Genomic DNA, 20397 nt, shown 5'->3' with positions numbered 1-20397 from the left:
CCCAATCGGATCGGAGGACAACGGATGAGCAGGAGGATCTGGGCTTCTGTCGACGGCTACATTGTCGAGGTTCTTTTCGAGGCGGATCCCGCCCTCGATGCGGTTCTGGCGGCCAACCATGACCACGGCCTGCCGGCGATCGATGTTTCGCCGGCACAGGGCAAGCTGCTGTCACTTCTTGCGCGAATGCAGGGAGCGAAGAAGGTACTCGAAATCGGCACGTTGGGCGGTTATTCGACAATCTGGATGGCGCGAGCGTTGCCCGTGGACGGCAAGGTCGTGACGCTCGAACTTGATCCGCACCACGCCAGTGTCGCGCGGTCGAACTTTGAACGGGCAGGGGTGTCGGACCGTGTGGAACTGCGGGTCGGACCGGCGCTTCAATCGCTTGCGGCGTTAGGCGCCGAGAATGCCGGGCCGTTCGACTTCATCTTCATCGACGCCGACAAGCCGAACAATCCGCACTATCTGTCCTGGGCCATGCGTCTTTCGAGGCCGGGGACTGTCATCGTCTGCGACAATGTCATCCGTGACGGCGCTGTGGTGAATGAAGATGGTCGCGACGCCAATGTCGAAGGGGCACGCGCGGCGTTCTCGTTCATCGGCAGCGACAAGCGTCTGGAAGGTACCGCGATCCAGACTGTTGGCGCCAAGGGCTATGACGGCTTTGCAATAGCGATCGTCAGTTGAAGCTGCCACCGGCGGCTGGCTTTTTAAGGAATCGGCAATTGAACGAGGCGACCATCTGGGAATTGATCAACACTGGCCGAGATCGTATGAGCTTTGGGCAGCGAAGGCTTTGGGACCTGATCAAGATCGATCCGGAAGAATGGCTGCATCACTCTCCTGCTGGGAGTGATCATCGCATCTGGGTCGTAGCGTTGATCGGCCGGAGCGTGATTTCTTACAATGACATTGAAGGTGGTTTCGGCCGCTCAAATTTCATTCGATATGGAGAAATCACCGAGCTTGGCTGGGGGCAGGCCGATCTCGAGGTGGCGGTTCAACATGTCATGAGCGAACTTGAACAAGGACACCGGACGGCTCCCGTTGCTTCTGCGCCTCGTCCGGGAGAATTCCTGGACCGCAAGCCAAGATGATCCGGAACATTCAAGGTCGCTCTACCGGGGTCAGTGTCAGTCAAAAAAAGCTTCGACCACATTGCGCTTGCCGAGCATGAAGGCGTCGGCGACGTGCTGGAGCGGCGCGAGGTCGACGTCGGAAACGCCGGCGCGCACGATCTCGGCGAAGCGCTTGTAGAGCATCGGATATTCGGCTTCCGGCTCCTCGTGAACGACGCGGCCATCGATGGCGAGCTTTGAGCCGCCGCCAGAAAGCACCATCGATCCGGCCTCGGTATCGGCCAGGATGTCCCAGCTTTGCGGCCCGGTCTGGCGCCAGTCGAGTTCCATCGTCACCGGCAGACCGTTCGAAGTACGGAAGACGATATGGGCGGCGATCGGGGCCGCGCGGTTTTCGGGGAAATCGAGTTCTGCCGAACTGATGAACATCGGTGGCAGGATGTGGGTGGCGATCGACAGCGCGTTGATGCCGGGATCGAAGACGCCAAAGCCGCCGGGAGCCCAGATCCATTCCTGATTCGGATGCCAGCGGCGCACGTCTTCCTTCCAGTTGATGGCGGCCGACCTGATCGTAGTCGAGCTGAGGAATGTACGCGCTGCTTCGACGGCCGGCGCATAGCGCGAGTGCCAGCTGGCGAACAGGCAGACGCCGTTCGCCACCGCCAGCGCTTTCAAATCCTCGACCTCGCTGACCGTGGCGCCGGGCGGTTTTTCCAGGAAGACATGCTTTTTCGCCGCCAGCGCCGTGCGCGCGGCGTCGTAGCGAAACTGCGGCGGCATGCATAGCGACACCGCCTCGAGTTCGGGCGTTGCGTCGAGCATCGCCTCGATCGTCGGGAAGTTCGGGATGTCCTCCACTTTGCCATGGCGGCTGGCTGCGGCAACCAGGCGATAACCCTGGTCCTTCGCCAGCGCCGGCAGATGCTGGTCGCGGACGATCTTTCCCACGCCGACGATGCCGAGCTTGATGGGATTAGAAGACATGGGAGCTCCGCAGGTTGAGTGTGCTTGGTTTTGCCAGAGGTCGTTTCTTAGCAGAGAAGTTGTGGCGGGCAAGTCGCCGGGCTTTTGTCGCCGGCTCGTGAGATCGACCGCGATTCAGATCTCTTCAGATCGGCACATCGAACGTCACGATCGACACTTCGCCTTCGAGCGCGCCCTGATAGGCGGACAGATGCGGTTCCTCGTCGGGCACGCCGTCCATGTCGCCGATCTGGTCGAGCTCGGCCTCGGCATAGCCTTCGGCGGCAAGCGATTCGAGAGCACGGCGCACCGCAGAATCGTCGTCCGGCGCGACCAGCATCAGATGCACGCCTTCCGGCTTACCGCCTTTGCGCTTCCACACCCGGCCGGTAATAATGGTGACCGGGCGCTCCTCATTGTCATTCACGGGTTTGTACCTCCGGGCGAGGGGGTTTGGGCTGTTCATGCCGCCTTTTCGCACGAAGCACGGCCTGGAAACAGGCGCAAGCCGGTCACTTTCTGCCTTCCTCTTGAAAAACGGCGCAAGAAAATTACATGCATTTTTCGCATGGCTGCCACGCCTCGGTTTCAGCGCAATATTTGCCGCTCCGGGGTTGACGGACAGTGGCCATACGAGTAGAAGCCGCCCAGTCAGAACCGATGTGAGGCTCTTGCTTCCGAAGCGACACGCTTTGGAGTTTGCCTCAAACAGGGTTCGTTTTACGAGCGAAAAGACATTTCCGGCGTGCATGAAGCGGCTTCCGCTTCCTCTGCCATTTGTTCGGGCAAGACCGCGAGGCGCGGTTTGTGGCCCGAATTTGCGTATGGAAATGACGCTTTGAGCGGCCCTGACCGGGCGAGACACGGAATTGAGAGACAAGAGGGTTTAATGCCTACCGTCAACCAGCTGATCCGCAAGCCGCGCATTGCGCCGGTGAAGCGCAACAAGGTCCCGGCCATGCAGCAGAACCCGCAGAAGCGGGGCGTCTGCACGCGCGTCTACACCACGACGCCGAAGAAGCCGAACTCGGCGCTGCGCAAGGTGGCCAAGATCCGCCTGACCAATGGTTTTGAAGTGATCGGTTACATCCCCGGCGAAGGCCACAACCTTCAGGAGCACTCGGTGGTGATGATCCGCGGCGGTCGCGTCAAGGATCTTCCGGGCGTCCGTTACCACATCATCCGCGGCGTGCTCGACACGCAAGGCGTGAAGAACCGCAAGCAACGCCGTTCGAAATACGGCGCCAAGCGTCCGAAGTGACCGAAGCGTAGCCAAGGTCGTTCCGGGCGGCGTCAAGCGACGATCCGGGATCCAGGCCACCGCGTAGAATTGAGGCAGAGAAAAAATGTCCCGTCGTCACAGTGCAGAAAAGCGTGAGATCAATCCGGACCCGAAGTTCGGCGATCTGATCGTCACCAAGTTCATGAACGCCGTCATGTATGACGGCAAGAAGTCGGTTGCCGAGACCATCGTCTACGGCGCGCTCGACCAGGTCCAGTCCAAGACCAAGCAGGAACCGGTCACCGTCTTCCATCAGGCGCTCGACAATGTCGCGCCGCATGTGGAAGTGCGTTCGCGCCGCGTCGGCGGCGCCACCTACCAGGTTCCGGTCGACGTGCGCCCCGAGCGCCGTCAGGCATTGGCCATCCGTTGGCTGATCGCCGCCGCCCGCAACCGCAACGAGACCACTATGGTCGACCGCCTCTCCGGCGAGCTGATGGACGCGGCCAACAACCGCGGCACCGCCGTCAAGAAGCGTGAAGATACCCACAAGATGGCAGAAGCCAACCGCGCTTTCGCGCACTACCGCTGGTAAAGCGCGAACGAGACTGAAGAGGCACCTCCCATGGCCCGCGAATATAAAATCGAAGACTACCGCAATTTCGGTATCATGGCGCATATCGACGCCGGCAAGACGACGACCACCGAGCGCGTCCTCTATTACACGGGCAAGTCGCACAAGATCGGCGAAGTCCATGACGGCGCTGCGACCATGGATTGGATGGAGCAGGAGCAGGAGCGCGGCATCACCATCACGTCGGCCGCCACCACGACCTTCTGGAAGGGTCGAGACGGCAAGATGCATCGCTTCAACATCATCGACACCCCCGGCCACGTCGACTTCACCATCGAGGTCGAACGTTCGCTGCGCGTGCTCGACGGCGCCATCGCGCTGCTCGATGCCAATGCCGGTGTCGAGCCGCAGACGGAGACCGTCTGGCGCCAGGCTGACAAGTACCGCGTGCCGCGCATGATCTTCTGCAACAAGATGGACAAGATCGGCGCCGACTTCTACCGCTCGGTCGAGATGATCGGTTCGCGCCTCGGTGCGCATGCCGTCGTCATGCAGCTGCCGATCGGCGCCGAGACCGAGTTCAAGGGTGTCGTCGACCTCGTTGAGATGAACGCGCTGGTCTGGCGCGACGAGACGCTGGGCGCTGCCTGGGACATCGTCGAGATCCCTGCCGACCTCAAGGCTCGTGCCGAAGAGTACCGCGAGAAGATGATCGAGGCCGCCGTCGAAATGGACGAAACGGCGCTCGAGAATTACCTCGAAGGCAAGATGCCGAGCAATGACGAGATCCGTGCGCTCATCCGCAAGGGCACGATCGCGGTGAAGTTCTATCCGATGTTCTGTGGCTCGGCCTTCAAGAACAAGGGCGTGCAGCCGCTGCTCGACGCCGTCGTCGAATATCTGCCGTCGCCGGCCGATGTCCCGGCCATCAAGGGCGTCGACGCCAAGACCGACGCCGAGATCGAGCGTCATGCCGACGACAACGAGCCGCTGTCGATGCTCGCCTTCAAGATCATGAACGACCCGTTCGTCGGTTCGCTCACCTTTGCCCGCATCTATTCGGGCAAGCTCACCAAGGGCATCTCGGTCGACAACACCGTGAAGGGCAAGAAAGAGCGCATCGGCCGCATGCTGCAGATGCATGCGAATTCGCGCGCCGACGTCGAAGAGGCTTTTGCCGGCGACATCGTCGCCCTCGCTGGTCTCAAGGACACCACCACCGGCGACACGCTCAGTGATCCGCTGCATCCGGTCATCCTCGAGCGCATGGAATTCCCCGATCCGGTCATCCAGATCGCCATCGAGCCGAAGACCAAGAACGACCAAGAAAAGATGGGCCTCGCCCTTCACCGCCTGGCCGCCGAGGATCCGTCCTTCCGCGTCAAGACCGACGAGGAAAGCGGCCAGACGATCATCTCCGGCATGGGCGAGCTTCACCTCGACATCATCGTCGACCGCATGCGTCGCGAGTTCAAGGTCGAGGCCAATGTCGGCGCGCCGCAGGTGGCCTATCGCGAGACGATCACTCGCAAGCACGAGCAGGACTACACGCACAAGAAGCAGACCGGCGGTACCGGCCAGTTCGCCCGCGTCAAGATCCTGTTCGAGCCGAATCCGGAAAGCAGCGAATTCGAGTTCGAAACCAAGATCGTCGGCGGCGCTGTGCCGAAGGAATACATCCCCGGTGTCGAAAAGGGCATCAACAGCGTCATGACCTCGGGCCCGTTCGCCGGGTTCCCGATGATCGGCGTCAAGGCGACGCTGATCGATGGTGCCTACCACGACGTGGACTCTTCGGTTCTGGCCTTCGAAATCGCCGGCCGCGCCTGCTTCCGTGAAGCAGCGCCGAAGTTGGGCGTGCAGTTGCTCGAGCCGATCATGAAGGTCGAAGTGGTGACGCCGGAAGATTACGTCGGCAGCGTCATTGGCGACCTGAACGGCCGTCGCGGACAGATCCAGGGCCAGGAAGCCCGTGGCGTCGCGGTGGTCATCAACGCGATGGTGCCGCTCGCCAACATGTTTAAATACGTGGACAACCTTCGCTCGATGAGCCAGGGCCGCGCGGCCTACACGATGCAGTTCGACCATTACGAACCGGTCCCGACCGCGGTCGCCCAGGAAGTCCAGAAGAAATACGCGTAACTCGAAACGAGTTGCACCAGTAACTTAATTCAAGGCCCGCACGGGCTGGCAGGAATGGAGAGATCACATGGCAAAAGGTAAATTCGAGCGCACTAAGCCTCATGTGAACATTGGCACGATTGGTCACGTCGACCACGGCAAGACGTCGCTGACGGCGGCGATCACCAAGTATTTTGGCGAATACAAGCGCTACGACCAGATCGATGCGGCGCCGGAAGAAAAGGCACGCGGCATCACCATTTCGACGGCACACGTCGAATACGAGACGGCTGCCCGCCACTATGCCCATGTCGACTGCCCCGGCCACGCCGATTATGTGAAGAACATGATCACCGGTGCCGCGCAGATGGACGGCGCGATCCTGGTCGTGTCGGCCGCCGACGGCCCGATGCCGCAGACCCGCGAGCACATCCTTTTGGCCCGCCAGGTCGGCGTGCCGTCGATCGTGGTGTTCTTGAACAAGGTCGACCAGGTCGACGACGCCGAGCTGCTCGAGCTGGTCGAGCTGGAGGTGCGTGAGCTTTTGACCAAGAACGAGTTCCCCGGCGACGACATTCCGATCGTCAAGGGTTCGGCGCTTGCCGCACTTGAAGATTCTGACAAGAAGATCGGCGAGGACGCGATCCGCGAATTGATGGCGGCGGTCGATGCCTACATCCCGACGCCGGTTCGTCCGCTCGACAAGCCGTTCCTGATGCCGATCGAGGACGTGTTCTCGATTTCGGGCCGCGGCACGGTGGTGACCGGCCGCGTCGAGCGCGGCGTCGTCAAGGTCGGCGAGGAGCTGGAGATCATCGGCATCCGTCCGACCACCAAGACGACCTGCACGGGCGTCGAGATGTTCCGCAAGCTGCTCGACCAGGGCCAGGCCGGCGACAACATCGGCGCGCTGCTGCGCGGTGTCGACCGTGAAGGCGTCGAGCGCGGCCAGGTTCTGGCCAAGCCCGGCACCGTCAAGCCGCACAAGAAGTTCGTCGCCGAAGCCTACATCCTGACCAAGGACGAGGGCGGCCGTCACACGCCGTTCTTCACCAACTACCGTCCGCAGTTCTATTTCCGCACGACGGATGTGACCGGCATCGTGTCGCTGCCGGAAGGCACCGAGATGGTGATGCCGGGCGATAACATCACCGTCGATGTCGAGCTGATCGTGCCGATCGCCATGGAAGAGAAGCTGCGCTTCGCCATCCGTGAAGGCGGCCGCACCGTCGGTGCCGGCATCGTCGTCACCATCAAAGAGTAATTTGGACTTAAACCGATCTGTCGCGGGCGCTGCCCGCGCCGCGCCAGAACAAGGAAGTGACGCATGAACGGACAGAATATCCGCATCCGCCTGAAGGCGTTTGATCACCGGGTGCTCGACGCCTCGACACGGGAAATCGTGTCGACCGCCAAGCGCACCGGCGCCAACGTCCGCGGCCCCATTCCGCTGCCGACGCGGATCGAAAAGTTCACGGTCAACCGGTCGCCTCACGTCGACAAGAAGAGCCGCGAGCAGTTCGAGATGCGCACGCACAAGCGTCTGCTCGACATCGTCGACCCGACCCCGCAGACGGTCGATGCTTTGATGAAGCTCGACCTGGCCGCCGGTGTCGACGTCGAGATCAAGCTCTAAGGAACCAGAGGTCAGCGGGGCGACCCGGAACTCTGAAGGAACAAGAGGCGTGGAGGGGCGACAGCCCCGACAGGGAACTCTAAAGGAATTGAACCGATGCGTTCAGGTGTGATTGCAAAGAAGGTGGGAATGACCCGCATCTACAACGATGCCGGGGAACATGTTCCCGTCACTGTTCTCCAGATGGAGAACTGCCAGGTCGTGGCGCAGCGCACGCAGGAGAAGAACGGCTATACCGCCGTCCAGCTCGGCGTTGGCCTTGCCAAGGTGAAGAACACGTCGAAGGCGATGCGCGGCCATTTCGCGACCGCTTCCGTCGAGCCCAAGGCCAAGGTTGCCGAGTTCCGCGTCTCCGCCGACAACATGATCGATGTCGGCGCCGAAATCACCGTCGAGCATTTCGTCGTCGGCCAGAAGGTCGATGTGACGGGAACCACGATCGGCAAGGGTTTCCAGGGCGTCATCAAGCGGCACCACATGGGTGGCGGCCGCGCGACGCACGGCAACTCGGTGTCGCACCGTACGCACGGCTCGACCGGCCAGCGCCAGGATCCGGGCAAGGTGTTCAAGGGCAAGCATATGGCCGGCCACATGGGTGACACCCGCGTCACCACGCAGAATGTCGAGGTCGTCTCGACCGACGCCGATCGCGGCCTGATCCTGATCCGCGGTGCGGTCCCGGGTTCGAAGGGTGCATGGATCCTGGTCCGCGACGCGGCCAAGGTGGCGCTTCCGGCCAATGCGCCGAAGCCCGCCGCGATCCGCGCCGTTGCGACCGATGGTGCCGCCAAGAACGAGGCCCCGGCCACAGAGGGAGCGGAATAATGGACCTCAAGATTACAACGCTTGGCGGCAAGGACGCCGGCAAGCTGAAGCTCTCCGAAGAGATTTTCGGCCTTGATCCGCGCGAGGACATCCTGCAGCGCGTCGTGCGCTGGCAGCTTGCCAAGAAGCAGCAGGGCACCCACAAGGCCAAGGGCCGCGCTGAAATCGCCCGCACAGGCGCCAAGATGTACAAGCAGAAGGGTACCGGCCGCGCCCGTCACCATTCGGCTCGCGCTCCGCAGTTCCGCGGCGGTGGCAAGGCCCACGGCCCGGTCGTGCGCAGCCACGAGCACGATCTGCCGAAGAAGGTGCGTGCGCTCGGTCTCAAGCATGCGCTTTCGGCCAAGGCCAAGAGTGCGTCGATCATCATCATCGACGAGCTGAAGCTGACCGAGGCCAAGACCAAGGCACTGATTGCGAATTTCGCGACGCTGGGCCTGAGCAACGCCCTGGTGATCGGCGGCGCCGAGCTTGACAAGAATTTCAAGCTGGCGGCGACCAACATCCCGAACATCGACGTGCTGCCCATCCAGGGCATCAACGTCTACGACATTCTGCGCCGCGGCACGCTGGTCCTTTCCAAGGCCGCCGTCGAGGCTCTCGAGGAGCGCTTCAAATGACCGACCTTCGTCATTACGATGTGATCGTCTCGCCGGCGATCACCGAAAAGTCGACCATGGCTTCCGAGCAGAACCAGGTCGTCTTCAACGTCGCCAAGAAGGCGTCGAAGCCGGAAATCAAGGCCGCCGTCGAAGCGCTGTTCGGCGTCAAGGTGATGGCCGTGAACACGCTTGTCCGCAAGGGCAAGATCAAGCGCTTCCGCGGCACGATCGGCCGCCAGAGCGACGTCAAGAAGGCGGTTGTGACGCTGGCCGACGGCCAGTCGATCGACGTCGCGACGGGTCTCTGAGCAAGGTCGCGAGGACAGAACAATGGCACTGAAAAAATTCAACCCGGTAACGCCGAGCACCCGTCAGCTGGTCATCGTCGACCGCTCGGGCCTCTACAAGGGCAAGCCCGTCAAGGGTCTGACCGAAGGCCTGACCAAATCGGGCGGCCGCAACAATTACGGCCGCATCACGGCACGCTTCATCGGCGGCGGTCACAAGCGCACCTACCGCATCATCGACTTCAAGCGCCGCAAGTTCGACGTCGTCGGCACGGTCGAGCGTATCGAATACGATCCGAACCGCACCGCCTTCATCGCGCTGATCAAGTATGACGATGGTGAGCTGTCCTACATCATCGCCCCGCAGCGTCTGGCTCCCGGCGACAAGATCGTGGCCGGTGAATCGGTCGACGTGAAGCCGGGCAACGCGATGCCGCTGGCCTCGATGCCGGTCGGCACGATCGTCCACAATATCGAGCTGAAGCCTGGCAAGGGCGCTCAGGTCGCCCGCTCGGCGGGCGGTTATGGCCAGCTTGTCGGCCGCGACCAGGGCATGGCGATCCTGCGCCTCAACTCGGGCGAGCAGCGTGTCGTCCACGGCTCCTGCATGGCCACTGTCGGTGCCGTGTCCAACCCGGACCACGGCAACATCAATGACGGCAAGGCAGGCCGCACCGTGTGGCGCGGCAAGCGTCCGCACAATCGCGGCGTGACCATGAACCCGGTCGACCATCCACATGGCGGCGGCGAAGGCCGCACCTCGGGTGGCCGCCATCCGGTTTCGCCCTGGGGCAAGCCGACCAAGGGCAAGAAGACGCGGTCCAACAAGGCGACCGACAAGTTCATCCTGCGCTCGCGCCATCAGCGCAAGAGCTAAGAAGAGGTAACGCCAAGTGACTCGTTCGATTTGGAAAGGCCCCTTCATCGACGGCTACCTTCTGAAGAAGGTGGACAAGGTTCGTGAAGGTGGTCGCAATGAGGTGATCAAGATGTGGAGCCGCCGCTCCACCATCCTGCCGCAGTTCGTCGGCTTCACCTTCGGTGTCTACAACGGCCAGAAGCACGTTCCCGTCTCGGTGAACGAGGACATGGTCGGTCACAAGTTCGGTGAATTCGCTCCGACCCGGACCTATTACGGTCACGGCGCGGATAAGAAGGCGAAGAGGAAATAATCATGGGCAAGGCCAAAGCTCCGCGCAGGCTTGCTGACAACGAAGCGCGCGCCGTGTTGCGCACGATCCGTATCAGCCCGCAGAAGCTGAACCTGGTTGCCGCGCTGATCCGCGGCAAGAAGGTCGCGACAGCGCTTTCCGACCTCGAATTCTCGGCCAAGCGGATTTCCGGCACGGTCAAGAAGACGCTGGAATCGGCGATCGCCAACGCGGAAAACAACCACGACCTCGACGTCGATGCGCTGATCGTGGCGGAAGCCTATGTCGGCAAGTCGATCGTCATGAAGCGGTTCCATGCCCGTGGCCGTGGTCGCGCCAGCCGTATCGAGAAGCCGTTCTCGCACCTCACGATCGTCGTTCGTGAAGTCGAAGAAAAAGGGGAGGCCGCATAATGGGCCAGAAAGTCAATCCGATCGGTCTGCGTCTCGGCATCAACCGCACCTGGGATTCGCGCTGGTTCGCGAATACAGGCGAGTACGGTAAGCTGCTGCACGAGGACATCAAGATCCGCAAATATCTTGAGAAGGAACTCAAGCAGGCTGCGATCTCGAAGGTCGTGATCGAGCGTCCGCACAAGAAGTGCCGCGTCACCATCCATGCGGCGCGTCCGGGCCTGATCATCGGCAAGAAGGGCGCCGACATCGAGAAGCTTCGCAAGAAGCTGATGGAGATGACCAAGTCCGAGACGCATCTGAACATCGTCGAAGTGCGCAAGCCGGAGATCGACGCGACCCTGGTCGCCCAGTCGATCGCCCAGCAGCTCGAGCGCCGCATCGCGTTCCGCCGCGCCATGAAGCGCGCCGTGCAGTCGGCGATGCGCCTCGGTGCCGAAGGCATCCGCATCAACTGCGCCGGCCGTCTCGGCGGCGCCGAGATCGCGCGCATGGAATGGTATCGTGAAGGCCGCGTGCCACTGCATACGCTGCGTGCCGACGTCGACTACGGCACGGCCGAAGCGAATACGGCCTACGGCATTTGCGGCGTCAAGGTCTGGGTGTTCAAGGGCGAGATCCTCGAGCACGACCCGATGGCTTCGGAGCGCCGCGCCACCGAGGGCGATCATGCGCATGGCGGTGGTGGTGAGCGCGAACGCGGTCGCCGTCGCGAAAACGCGTAAGACAGTTAGGAATTTGGAGTTAGAACGATGCTGCAGCCAAAGCGCACAAAGTTCCGTAAGCAGTTCAAGGGCCGCATCCACGGTACCGCCAAGGGCGGCACCAACCTGGATTTCGGTGGTTTCGGGCTGAAGGCGCTTGAGCCGAACCGCGTCACCGCGCGTGAGATCGAGGCGGCCCGCCGCGCGATCACCCGCGAGATGAAGCGTGCCGGCCGCGTGTGGATCCGTATCTTCCCGGACGTGCCGGTGACGTCGAAGCCGACCGAAGTCCGCATGGGCAAGGGCAAGGGCGCGGTCGACTACTGGGCGGCACGCGTCAAGCCAGGCCGCATCATGTTCGAGATCGACGGCGTCAACGAGGAAACCGCCCGTGAGGCGCTGCGTCTCGGCGCGGCCAAGCTCTCGGTCAGGACGCGCTTCGTACAGCGCATCGCAGAATAAGGACGGGCTGATCATGAAAGCCGAAGACATCCGGACCAAGACCCAGGACCAGCTGACCGACGACCTGGCCAGCCTGAAGAAGGAGCAGTTCAACCTGCGCTTCCAGAAGGCCACCGGCCAGCTTGAGAAGACCGCGCGCGTGAGGCAGGTCCGCAAGGACATTGCGCGTATCAAGACCATCGCTGCGGAAAAGTCCGCGGCCAAGAAGGCTTAAGGACGAAAACCATGCCAAAGCGCATTCTGCAGGGCACCGTCGTCAGCGACAAGAACGAGAAGACGGTTGTCGTCAAGGTCGAACGGCGCTTCACGCATCCCGTGATGAAGAAGACCGTGCGCATGACCAAGAAGTACAAGGCGCACGACGAGAACAACGCCCACAAGGTCGGCGATCAGGTGTTCATCCAGGAATCGAAGCCGATTTCCAAGGACAAGCGCTGGGTCGTGGTGTCTTCGGACCAGGCCTGATCAGGGCTAACGAAACGAATTTTGGACAGACCGGGGAGGGGTGAGAAACCCGTCCCGTTAGAAAAGAAGAAGGCGGCCAGTCATGATTCAGATGCAAACAAACCTCGACGTCGCGGATAATTCCGGCGCCCGTCGTGTCATGTGCATCAAGGTGCTGGGCGGCTCGAAGCGGAAATATGCTTCCGTGGGCGACATCATCGTGGTGTCGATCAAGGAAGCCATCCCGCGCGGCCGCGTCAAGAAGGGCGATGTGATGAAGGCGGTCGTGGTTCGCACGGCTAAGGACATCCGCCGCCCGGATGGCAGCGTGATCCGTTTCGACAAGAACGCAGCCGTTCTCGTCGACAACAAGAAAGAGCCGATCGGCACGCGTATCTTCGGACCGGTTCCGCGCGAACTCCGCGCCAAGAACCACATGAAGATCATCTCGCTCGCGCCTGAAGTGCTGTAAGGAGCCGGACCAATGCAAAAGATTAGAAAAGGCGACAAGGTCGTCGTGCTGGCCGGCAAGGACAAGGGCCGTTCGGGCGAAGTCCTCTCGGTGCAGCCGAAGGACGACACCGCGCTGGTGCGCGGCGTCAACCTGATCCGTCGTCACCAGAAGCAGTCCCAGTCCCAGGAGGGCGGGATCATCACCAAGGAAGCGCCGATCCAGCTGTCGAACATCGCGCTGGCCGACCCCAAGGATGGCAAGCCGACCCGCGTCGGCTTCACCTTCCAGAAGGACGGCAAGAAGGTGCGCGTCGCCAAGCGCTCGGGAGAAGTCATCAATGGCTAAGGCTCAAACCAAGCAGGCAACTGCCCAGAACACGCCCCGCCTCAAGCAGGTCTATAACGAGACCATCCGCAAGGCGCTGCAGGAGCAGTTCGGCTACGACAACGAGATGCAGGTTCCGCGCATCGACAAGATCGTGCTGAACATGGGCGTCGGCGAGGCGACCGGCGATTCGAAGAAGCCTTCGATCGCGGCGGAAGACCTTGCGATGATCGCCGGCCAGAAGGCCGTCGTCACCCGCGCCCGCAACTCGATCGCCGGCTTCAAGGTTCGCGAGAAGATGCCGATCGGCGCCAAGGTCACGCTGCGCAAGGAACGCATGTACGAGTTCCTCGACCGTCTCGTGAACATCGCGCTGCCGCGCGTCCGCGACTTCCGCGGACTCAACCCGAAGAGCTTCGATGGCCGTGGCAACTATGCCATGGGCATCAAGGAACACATCGTGTTTCCGGAGATCAACTACGACAAGGTTGATCAGATCTGGGGCATGGACGTCATCGTTTGTACGACTGCGAAGACGGACGACGAAGCCAGGGCATTGCTCAAGGCCTTCAACTTCCCCTTCCGCCAGTAACGGCAGCGAGAAAAGGAAAAATCTGAAATGGCAAAGACCAGCTCAGTCGAGAAGAACAACAGGCGCCGCAAGCTTGCGGACCAGTTCGCTGCCAAGCGCAAGGTGCTCAAGGCGATCATCATGGATCAGTCCAAGCCGATGGAAGAGCGCTTCCGCGCTCAGCTGAAGCTTTCGGCGCTGCCACGCAACTCGGCCAAGACCCGCATCCGCAACCGCTGCGAAGTCACCGGACGCCCGCGTGCCTATTATCGCAAGCTCAAAGTATCGCGTATCGCGCTTCGTGATCTCGGCAATAACGGCCAGATCCCGGGCCTGGTCAAGTCGAGCTGGTAAGGAGGACATAACATGTCATTGAGCGATCCTCTCGGCGATATGCTGACCCGCATCCGCAACGCGTATGGCCGTAAGAAGTCGAGCGTTTCGACGCCGGCCTCGCGCCTGCGTACCCGCGTCCTCGACGTGCTGAAGGCCGAAGGCTATATCCGCGACTACAGCCAGACCGACTTCGACAACGGCAAGTCCGAAATCGAGATCGAGCTGAAGTATTTCGACGGTGCGCCGGTGGTGCGCGAAATCGCCCGGGTCTCGAAGCCCGGCCGCCGCGTCTACGTTTCGGCCAAGTCGATACCGCACGTCGCCAACGGCCTCGGCATCGCCATCCTTTCGACGCCGAAGGGCGTGATGGCCGACCACGAAGCGCGCGAACAGAATGTCGGCGGGGAAATCCTCTGCCAGATCTTCTGATCTGGTATGTCACCCCAATTGGAAACCGGTTTTCGGGATCAAGTCCCGAAGGCCGAGACCTGAAACAAGAGAAGTGACGAGGACAACAAAATGTCTCGTATTGGAAAGAAACCCGTTTCGCTGCCGCAGGGCGTGACCGCGACCGTCAACGGCCAGACCGTGACGGCGAAGGGTCCGAAGGGCGAGCTGAAGTTCGTGGTGAACGACGAAGTGCTGGTCAAGATGGAAGGCAGCGAGATCGCTGTCCAGCCGCGCGACCAGACCAAGACCGCCCGCTCCAAATGGGGCATGTCGCGCACGCAGATCGTCAATATCCTGCAGGGCGTCAAGGACGGCTTCGAAAAGAAGCTCGAGATCACAGGCGTCGGCTATCGTGCCGCCATGCAGGGCAAGAACCTGCAGCTGGCGCTCGGCTTCAGCCACGACGTTGTCTACGAGACGCCGCAGGGCGTGACGATTTCGGTGCCGAAGCCGACGGAAATCACCGTGACCGGAATCGACAAGCAGCAGGTCGGCCAGGTTGCCGCCGAGATCCGCGAGTACCGCAGCCCCGAGCCCTACAAGGGCAAGGGCGTTCGCTATGCTGGCGAGAAGATCGTCCGCAAGGAAGGCAAGAAGAAGTAATTTTAACGCCGCGGGGAGCGGTCGCGGGAGGCTTGTCCTACCGCATATGGTTGCCCCCGTCTTTTGAAGGCAAGGAACTGATATCATGGGCTCGAAAGAATCCACCCAGCGCCGCGCTCAGCGCGTCCGCCGCCAGATCAAGAAGGTCGCTGGCGATCGTCCGCGCCTGTCGGTCCATCGCACGTCGAAGAACATCTACGTCCAGGTCATCGACGACGCCAAGGGCCACACCATCGCCGCTGCTTCGACGCTCGAGAAGGAGCTCAAGGGTTCGCTCAAGACCGGCGCCGACACCGCGGCCGCAGCTGCCATCGGCAAGCTGATCGCCGAGCGTGCCTCGAAGGCCGGCGTCAAGGAAGTCGTCTTCGACCGCGGCGCCTACATCTACCACGGCCGTGTCAAGGCGCTTGCCGAGGCTGCCCGTGAAGGTGGTCTGAGCTTCTAAAGCGTGATCCCGAACCGGAGGTCAGCGCAGCAAAAAGTTGCAGACTTTTCGGATAGGATCATGCGAAGGAAAAAAGAGTTTTCGCCCCCGGCGACCCACAGAGGCGCCGGATATCATCATCAACCGTGCTTCCGGAAAAAAACAAGGAACAGGATATGGCACAGGAACGTAGGGATGGCGGCCGCGGCCGTGATCGCGAAGAGCGCGACGACGGCATGGTCGACAAGCTCGTCCACATCAACCGGGTCGCCAAGGTCGTCAAGGGCGGCCGGCGCTTCGGCTTTGCAGCGCTCGTCGTCGTCGGCGACCAGAAGGGCCGCGTCGGCTTCGGCCACGGCAAGGCGCGCGAAGTGCCGGAGGCGATCCGCAAGGCGACCGAATCGGCCAAGCGCGACATGATCTTCGTGCCGCTGCGCTCGGGCCGCACGCTGCACCATGACGTCGAGGGACGCTGGGGCGCGGGACGTGTTCTGCTGCGCGCTGCCAAGCAAGGTACCGGCATCATCGCCGGCGGCCCGATGCGCGCCGTCTTCGAGACGCTCGGCATGCATGACGTGGTCGCCAAGTCGATGGGTTCTTCGAACCCCTACAACATGGTTCGCGCCACATTCGACGCGTTGAAGAGCCAGATGCATCCGAAGGATGTGGCTGCTGCGCGCGGCATCAAGTATTCGACCCTTCAGGCCCGCCGCGGCACCGCCGTTGCGGCTGAAGAATAGTCGAAGCTGACCAGGGATCTGACCATGGCCAAGAAAGCAACCAAGACCATCACCGTCGAGCAGATCGGCTCGCCGATCCGCCGGCCGAAGGAGCAGCGCGCAACGCTGGTCGGCCTCGGCCTCAACAAGATGCACAAGCAGCGCACGCTGGAGGATACGCCCTCGGTGCGCGGCATGATCGCTGCCGTCCAGCATCTCGTCCGCGTCGTGGACGAGGGCTGAGCCAGAGCGCAGGAGAACCCAGATGAAACTCAACGATCTGCGTGACAAGGACGGCGCGACGCATTCCAAGAAGCGTCTTGGCCGTGGCATCGGCTCCGGTTCGGGCAAGACCGCCGGTCGCGGCGTCAAGGGCCAGAAGGCGCGCTCCGGCGTCGCCGTCAACGGCTTCGAGGGTGGCCAGATGCCGCTCTACCGTCGTCTGCCGAAGCGCGGCTTCAACAATATCTTCGCCAAGAGCTTCACCGTTGTGTCGCTGGCCCGCATCCAGGCTGCGCTCGATGCCAAGAAGCTCGATGCTAAGACAGTTGTGACGGCCGAGGCGCTGGTTGCGGCCGGCGTCATCCGTCGCGTCAAGGACGGCGTGCGCATCCTTTCGGACGGCGACATCAAGGCCAAGCTTGCCTTCGACGTGGCCGGAGCCTCCAAGGCCGCGGTCGAGAAGATCGAAAAGGCCGGCGGTTCGGTGAAGTTGCCTGAGAAAGCAGCCGCCGAGTAACGGCAATTTGAAGCACAGTCGGCAAAGGTGGAATTCGGTTTTGCCTTCGGTCGTGCTTTGATCCGACAGATGTGGCGGCCGCATCAACGCGGCCGCTTGCATGTTTGCAGTCCGGAGCTTATCTCGTGAGCTTCGGTGACACGCGCCGCCTGAGCTGCGGGCATCGAGCGTGACCAAGCGGAGAATCAGGCATGGCTTCGGCTGCTGAACAACTAGCCTCGAATCTGAATTTTTCGGCCTTCGCCAAAGCCGAGGATCTGAAGAAGCGCATCTGGTTCACCATCGGCGCGCTGCTCGTTTACCGCCTTGGCACCTATATCCCGCTGCCCGGCATCAATCCCGACGCTTTCGCCCAGGCCTTCTCGTCGCAGAGCAAGGGCGTACTCGGCATGTTCAATATGTTCGCCGGTGGCGCCGTGCAGCGCATGGCGATCTTTGCCCTCGGCATCATGCCCTATATCTCCGCCTCCATCATCATGCAGCTGATGACCTCGGTCATTCCTTCGCTGGAAGCGCTGAAGAAGGAGGGCGAGCAGGGTCGCAAGATCATCAACCAGTACACGCGCTACGGCACCGTGCTTCTGGCGCTGGTCCAGGCCTATGGCATTTCGGTCGGGCTTGAGGGCGGCAATGGCATCGTCAACGATCCCGGCATGTTCTTCCGCATCTCCACCGTCGTCACGCTGGTCGGCGGTACCATGTTCCTGATGTGGCTTGGCGAGCAGATCACCGCCCGCGGCATCGGCAACGGCATTTCGCTGATCATCTTCTCCGGCATCGTCGCCGGCCTGCCGCGCGCCATCTCCGGCACGCTGGAGCTTGGCCGCACCGGCGCACTGTCGACCGGCCTGATCCTGGCGATCATCGTGCTCGCCATCGTCGTCATCGCGCTGATCGTCTTCTTCGAGCGCGCCCAGCGCCGCCTGCTGATCCAGTATCCCAAGCGCCAGGTCGGCAATCGCATGTTCCAGGGCGATACCTCGCATCTGCCGCTGAAGCTCAACACGTCCGGCGTCATTCCGCCGATCTTCGCCTCGTCGCTGCTGCTGCTTCCGGCAACGGTTGCCGGCTTCTCGCAGACGACCAACATGCCTGCCTGGGCGAGCACCATCCTGGCGGCGCTCGGCCACGGCCAGCCGCTCTATATGGCCTTCTACGCTGCCATGATCGTGTTCTTCGCCTTCTTCTATACGGCGATCGTCTTCAATCCGAAGGACACCGCCGACCAGCTCAAGAAGCATTCGGGCTTCATCCCGGGCTATCGTCCGGGCGAGCGCACTGCGGACTATATCGACTATGTGCTCACCCGCATCACCGTCGTCGGCGCCATCTATCTGGTGCTGGTGTGTCTGCTGCCCGAGTTCCTGATTTCAGCGACTGGCGTACCGTTCTACCTTGGTGGCACTTCGCTCCTGATCGTGGTCAGTGTAACGCTCGATACGGTGGCGCAGATTCAGGGTCACCTGATCGCGCACCAGTATGAGGGCCTGATCAAGAAGTCGAAGCTGCGCGGGGGGAAGAAGGCCAGATGAGGTTGATATTGCTTGGACCGCCGGGGGCGGGCAAGGGGACACAAGCACTGAGACTGGTAGAAAGACACGGCATCCCACAGCTTTCCACGGGGGACATGCTGCGTGCTGCTGTTCAGGCCGGCACCGAAGTCGGCAGGCGAGCCAAGGCGGTGATGGATGCTGGTGAACTGGTGTCCGACGCTATCGTCAACGCCATCGTGGCCGAGCGCATCGATCAAGCCGATTGCGCAAACGGCTTCATCCTTGACGGATACCCGCGAACCCTGGTGCAAGCGGACGCCGTTGAGGAAATGCTTTCGGATCGCGGGCTGGAGCTAGACGCGGTCATCGAATTTGTCGTCGACGACAAGGCGCTGGTTGGCCGAATCGTCAAACGCGCCGAGGACGCCAAGGCCGCAGGCCTGCCGGTGCGCAAGGACGACAGCCCAGCGGTGTTCGAAGAACGCTTGAGGGAATATTACAAGAAAACCTCGCCGCTGATCGGCTACTACTACGCCAAGGGCAAGCTCAGGGGCGTCGATGGCATGGCCGACATCGATGCGGTGACGCAGCAGATCGAGGCGGTGCTCAGGGCGACGACCCGGCAGGTTGGCCAGGCGGCCGGCTAGAGAAACGAACGATTGCGCTTGACTGGAGCGGTCCGCTGGGGTATGGCGGCCCGTCTTCCTATCAGGCATGAGGCTTGCTTGTCCGCAAGGGCAAGGCAGGCCGCTTTGAACTGGAAACTCCCGCAAGGGCCGGCCTCCACCGGACGCGGGGCAACTTGAAGCGCCGGCTCGTCCGGCCTATATGGAGAAGAGAAGAACATGGCTCGTATAGCCGGCGTCAACATTCCTACCAACAAGCGCGTCGTCATTGCGCTTCAATACATTCACGGCATTGGCAAGAAGTTCGCCCAGGAGATCGTCGACAAGGTCGGCATCCCGGCCGAGCGCCGCGTCAACCAGCTGACCGACGCGGAAGTGCTGCAGATCCGGGAGACCATCGACCGCGACTACCAGGTCGAGGGCGACCTGCGCCGCGAAGTGTCGATGAACATCAAGCGGCTCATGGACCTCGGCTGCTACCGCGGCCTGCGTCACCGCCGCTCGCTGCCGGTTCGTGGCCAGCGCACGCACACCAATGCGCGCACCCGCAAAGGCCCAGCCAAGTCGATTGCCGGAAAGAAGAAGTAATTTAGGGCAGTAAGAGAGTAGGGCAGTAAGGCAATAGGAACGGCAGACATACTGCCCTACTGCCATATTCCCCTACTGCCTTCTCCCTGGTGGAGCCGCTGGCATTACGGCGGTGTAGAGATCAACTGAAAGGACTATCATGGCCAAGGAAGCCGCTCGTGTTCGCCGTCGCGAACGCAAGAACATCTCGTCGGGCGTTGCCCACGTCAATTCGACCTTCAACAACACGATGATCACCATCACCGACGCGCAGGGCAATTCCATTGCCTGGTCGTCGGCCGGAGCCCAGGGCTTCAAGGGATCGCGCAAGTCGACCCCTTTCGCTGCCCAGATGGCCGCCGAAGATGTTGCCAAGAAGGCTCAGGAACACGGCATGCGCATGCTCGAGGTCGAGGTCTGTGGACCCGGCTCCGGTCGTGAATCGGCGCTGCGGGCGCTGCAGGCAGCAGGCTTCACCATCACCTCGATCCGTGATGTGACGCCGATCCCGCACAATGGCTGCCGCCCGCGCAAGAAGCGCCGCGTCTAAAGAGAATTTACCGAACGCCGCGCGAGCGCCTCAAGGGCGCTCCTCCACGGCATTC

33 protein-coding genes are annotated in these 20397 nt (G+C 61.9%); 31 read left to right on the top strand and 2 right to left on the bottom strand.

Annotated elements, in window-relative coordinates:
* Nucleotides 1-24 precede the first annotated feature (24 nt).
* Both NKI22_RS10875 and NKI22_RS10870 read left to right on the top strand, forming a co-directional pair.
* Nucleotides 25-690: an O-methyltransferase gene (locus NKI22_RS10875; RefSeq protein ID WP_352643659.1), complete on the top strand. Its 666-nt coding sequence runs from the start codon at nucleotides 25-27 to the stop codon at nucleotides 688-690.
* A 38-nt stretch (nucleotides 691-728) separates the two neighbouring features.
* Nucleotides 729-1100, top strand: a complete 372-nt coding sequence (locus NKI22_RS10870; RefSeq protein ID WP_023721673.1) for a hypothetical protein — start codon at nucleotides 729-731, stop codon at nucleotides 1098-1100.
* A gap of 36 nt (nucleotides 1101-1136) precedes the next feature.
* On the opposite strand, the gene NKI22_RS10865 is transcribed toward NKI22_RS10870, so the two are convergent.
* Together NKI22_RS10865 and NKI22_RS10860 are read right to left on the bottom strand one after the other, a co-directional pair.
* Nucleotides 1137-2066: a Gfo/Idh/MocA family protein gene (locus NKI22_RS10865; RefSeq protein WP_352587583.1), complete on the bottom strand. Its 930-nt coding sequence runs from the start codon at nucleotides 2064-2066 to the stop codon at nucleotides 1137-1139.
* Nucleotides 2067-2190: 124 nt separating this feature from the next.
* Nucleotides 2191-2472, bottom strand: a complete 282-nt coding sequence (locus NKI22_RS10860; protein WP_352643661.1) for a transcriptional regulator — start codon at nucleotides 2470-2472, stop codon at nucleotides 2191-2193.
* 462 nt (nucleotides 2473-2934) lie between these two features.
* Between NKI22_RS10860 and rpsL the strand changes: the two genes are divergently transcribed.
* The 29 genes from rpsL (at nucleotide 2935) to rpsK (ending at nucleotide 20342) form a co-directional block, all read left to right on the top strand.
* Nucleotides 2935-3306: a 30S ribosomal protein S12 gene (rpsL, locus tag NKI22_RS10855; RefSeq protein ID WP_006333356.1), complete on the top strand. Its 372-nt coding sequence runs from the start codon at nucleotides 2935-2937 to the stop codon at nucleotides 3304-3306.
* 85 nt (nucleotides 3307-3391) lie between these two features.
* A complete protein-coding gene (rpsG, locus tag NKI22_RS10850; RefSeq protein WP_008875664.1) occupies nucleotides 3392-3862 on the top strand; it encodes a 30S ribosomal protein S7 in 471 nt (156 codons plus the stop codon).
* A 30-nt stretch (nucleotides 3863-3892) separates the two neighbouring features.
* The gene (gene fusA / locus NKI22_RS10845; RefSeq protein WP_023680448.1) at nucleotides 3893-5983 is read left to right on the top strand and encodes an elongation factor G; all 2091 of its coding nucleotides are present in this window, start codon (nucleotides 3893-3895) and stop codon (nucleotides 5981-5983) included.
* A gap of 67 nt (nucleotides 5984-6050) precedes the next feature.
* Nucleotides 6051-7226, top strand: coding sequence for an elongation factor Tu (gene tuf / locus NKI22_RS10840; RefSeq protein ID WP_127294065.1), 1176 nt, complete (start codon nucleotides 6051-6053; stop codon nucleotides 7224-7226).
* A 63-nt stretch (nucleotides 7227-7289) separates the two neighbouring features.
* Complete coding sequence (gene rpsJ / locus NKI22_RS10835; RefSeq protein WP_006205468.1) at nucleotides 7290-7598, top strand: 30S ribosomal protein S10; 309 nt, start codon at nucleotides 7290-7292, stop codon at nucleotides 7596-7598.
* A gap of 96 nt (nucleotides 7599-7694) precedes the next feature.
* Nucleotides 7695-8423, top strand: coding sequence for a 50S ribosomal protein L3 (rplC, locus tag NKI22_RS10830; RefSeq protein ID WP_023717519.1), 729 nt, complete (start codon nucleotides 7695-7697; stop codon nucleotides 8421-8423).
* Complete coding sequence (gene rplD, locus NKI22_RS10825; protein WP_023675140.1) at nucleotides 8423-9043, top strand: 50S ribosomal protein L4; 621 nt, start codon at nucleotides 8423-8425, stop codon at nucleotides 9041-9043. The genes rplC and rplD overlap by 1 nt, the downstream gene beginning before the upstream one ends.
* Nucleotides 9040-9333, top strand: a complete 294-nt coding sequence (locus tag NKI22_RS10820) for a 50S ribosomal protein L23 (RefSeq protein WP_006205465.1) — start codon at nucleotides 9040-9042, stop codon at nucleotides 9331-9333. Before rplD ends, NKI22_RS10820 begins: the two co-directional genes overlap by 4 nt.
* A gap of 22 nt (nucleotides 9334-9355) precedes the next feature.
* Nucleotides 9356-10189 carry a 50S ribosomal protein L2 gene (gene rplB, locus NKI22_RS10815; RefSeq protein WP_023675138.1) on the top strand — a complete coding sequence of 278 codons (834 nt, stop codon included), beginning with the start codon at nucleotides 9356-9358 and terminating at the stop codon, nucleotides 10187-10189.
* A 16-nt stretch (nucleotides 10190-10205) separates the two neighbouring features.
* Nucleotides 10206-10484 carry a 30S ribosomal protein S19 gene (gene rpsS / locus NKI22_RS10810; protein WP_006205463.1) on the top strand — a complete coding sequence of 93 codons (279 nt, stop codon included), beginning with the start codon at nucleotides 10206-10208 and terminating at the stop codon, nucleotides 10482-10484.
* A gap of 2 nt (nucleotides 10485-10486) precedes the next feature.
* Complete coding sequence (gene rplV, locus NKI22_RS10805) at nucleotides 10487-10876, top strand: 50S ribosomal protein L22 (protein ID WP_006205462.1); 390 nt, start codon at nucleotides 10487-10489, stop codon at nucleotides 10874-10876.
* On the top strand, nucleotides 10876-11601 hold the full coding sequence (gene rpsC, locus NKI22_RS10800; protein WP_023675137.1) for a 30S ribosomal protein S3: 726 nt from the start codon (nucleotides 10876-10878) through the stop codon (nucleotides 11599-11601). The genes rplV and rpsC overlap by 1 nt, the downstream gene beginning before the upstream one ends.
* A 27-nt stretch (nucleotides 11602-11628) precedes the next feature.
* Nucleotides 11629-12042 (top strand): 50S ribosomal protein L16, encoded by a 414-nt coding sequence (rplP, locus tag NKI22_RS10795; RefSeq protein ID WP_006205460.1) that lies wholly within the window; start codon nucleotides 11629-11631, stop codon nucleotides 12040-12042.
* Between the two features lie 13 nt (nucleotides 12043-12055).
* On the top strand, nucleotides 12056-12256 hold the full coding sequence (rpmC, locus tag NKI22_RS10790) for a 50S ribosomal protein L29 (protein WP_006205459.1): 201 nt from the start codon (nucleotides 12056-12058) through the stop codon (nucleotides 12254-12256).
* Nucleotides 12257-12267: 11 nt separating this feature from the next.
* Complete coding sequence (rpsQ, locus tag NKI22_RS10785) at nucleotides 12268-12507, top strand: 30S ribosomal protein S17 (protein WP_023675136.1); 240 nt, start codon at nucleotides 12268-12270, stop codon at nucleotides 12505-12507.
* A gap of 82 nt (nucleotides 12508-12589) precedes the next feature.
* On the top strand, nucleotides 12590-12958 hold the full coding sequence (gene rplN / locus NKI22_RS10780; RefSeq protein ID WP_006205457.1) for a 50S ribosomal protein L14: 369 nt from the start codon (nucleotides 12590-12592) through the stop codon (nucleotides 12956-12958).
* A 12-nt stretch (nucleotides 12959-12970) separates the two neighbouring features.
* Nucleotides 12971-13285 (top strand): 50S ribosomal protein L24, encoded by a 315-nt coding sequence (gene rplX / locus NKI22_RS10775; RefSeq protein WP_023717520.1) that lies wholly within the window; start codon nucleotides 12971-12973, stop codon nucleotides 13283-13285.
* On the top strand, nucleotides 13278-13856 hold the full coding sequence (rplE, locus tag NKI22_RS10770) for a 50S ribosomal protein L5 (protein ID WP_023717521.1): 579 nt from the start codon (nucleotides 13278-13280) through the stop codon (nucleotides 13854-13856). The genes rplX and rplE overlap by 8 nt, the downstream gene beginning before the upstream one ends.
* 27 nt (nucleotides 13857-13883) lie before the next feature.
* Complete coding sequence (rpsN, locus tag NKI22_RS10765) at nucleotides 13884-14189, top strand: 30S ribosomal protein S14 (protein ID WP_023675134.1); 306 nt, start codon at nucleotides 13884-13886, stop codon at nucleotides 14187-14189.
* 12 nt (nucleotides 14190-14201) lie between these two features.
* A complete protein-coding gene (gene rpsH / locus NKI22_RS10760; protein ID WP_006205453.1) occupies nucleotides 14202-14600 on the top strand; it encodes a 30S ribosomal protein S8 in 399 nt (132 codons plus the stop codon).
* Nucleotides 14601-14690: 90 nt separating this feature from the next.
* Nucleotides 14691-15224 carry a 50S ribosomal protein L6 gene (gene rplF, locus NKI22_RS10755; protein WP_023675133.1) on the top strand — a complete coding sequence of 178 codons (534 nt, stop codon included), beginning with the start codon at nucleotides 14691-14693 and terminating at the stop codon, nucleotides 15222-15224.
* Nucleotides 15225-15309: 85 nt separating this feature from the next.
* Entirely contained in the window at nucleotides 15310-15669 is a 360-nt protein-coding gene (rplR, locus tag NKI22_RS10750; RefSeq protein WP_023675132.1) for a 50S ribosomal protein L18, read from the top strand.
* 155 nt (nucleotides 15670-15824) lie between these two features.
* The gene (gene rpsE / locus NKI22_RS10745) at nucleotides 15825-16388 is read left to right on the top strand and encodes a 30S ribosomal protein S5 (RefSeq protein ID WP_006333394.1); all 564 of its coding nucleotides are present in this window, start codon (nucleotides 15825-15827) and stop codon (nucleotides 16386-16388) included.
* A gap of 24 nt (nucleotides 16389-16412) precedes the next feature.
* On the top strand, nucleotides 16413-16610 hold the full coding sequence (gene rpmD, locus NKI22_RS10740; RefSeq protein WP_006205449.1) for a 50S ribosomal protein L30: 198 nt from the start codon (nucleotides 16413-16415) through the stop codon (nucleotides 16608-16610).
* A 22-nt stretch (nucleotides 16611-16632) separates the two neighbouring features.
* Nucleotides 16633-17106, top strand: coding sequence for a 50S ribosomal protein L15 (rplO, locus tag NKI22_RS10735; protein ID WP_023717522.1), 474 nt, complete (start codon nucleotides 16633-16635; stop codon nucleotides 17104-17106).
* A 191-nt stretch (nucleotides 17107-17297) separates the two neighbouring features.
* Nucleotides 17298-18638 (top strand): preprotein translocase subunit SecY, encoded by a 1341-nt coding sequence (gene secY, locus NKI22_RS10730; protein ID WP_023717523.1) that lies wholly within the window; start codon nucleotides 17298-17300, stop codon nucleotides 18636-18638.
* Complete coding sequence (locus NKI22_RS10725; protein WP_023717524.1) at nucleotides 18635-19246, top strand: adenylate kinase; 612 nt, start codon at nucleotides 18635-18637, stop codon at nucleotides 19244-19246. The genes secY and NKI22_RS10725 overlap by 4 nt, the downstream gene beginning before the upstream one ends.
* A 198-nt stretch (nucleotides 19247-19444) precedes the next feature.
* Nucleotides 19445-19813 (top strand): 30S ribosomal protein S13, encoded by a 369-nt coding sequence (gene rpsM / locus NKI22_RS10720; protein ID WP_006205445.1) that lies wholly within the window; start codon nucleotides 19445-19447, stop codon nucleotides 19811-19813.
* A gap of 139 nt (nucleotides 19814-19952) precedes the next feature.
* Nucleotides 19953-20342: a 30S ribosomal protein S11 gene (rpsK, locus tag NKI22_RS10715; protein ID WP_006205444.1), complete on the top strand. Its 390-nt coding sequence runs from the start codon at nucleotides 19953-19955 to the stop codon at nucleotides 20340-20342.
* The last annotated feature ends 55 nt before the right edge of the window (nucleotides 20343-20397 follow it).

The organism is Mesorhizobium sp. M0778 (assembly GCF_040320105.1).
GTDB lineage: Bacteria > Pseudomonadota > Alphaproteobacteria > Rhizobiales > Rhizobiaceae > Mesorhizobium.
The sequence above is the reverse complement of the archived record's forward strand: the minus strand, read 5'-3'. Positions and strand labels throughout refer to the sequence as shown.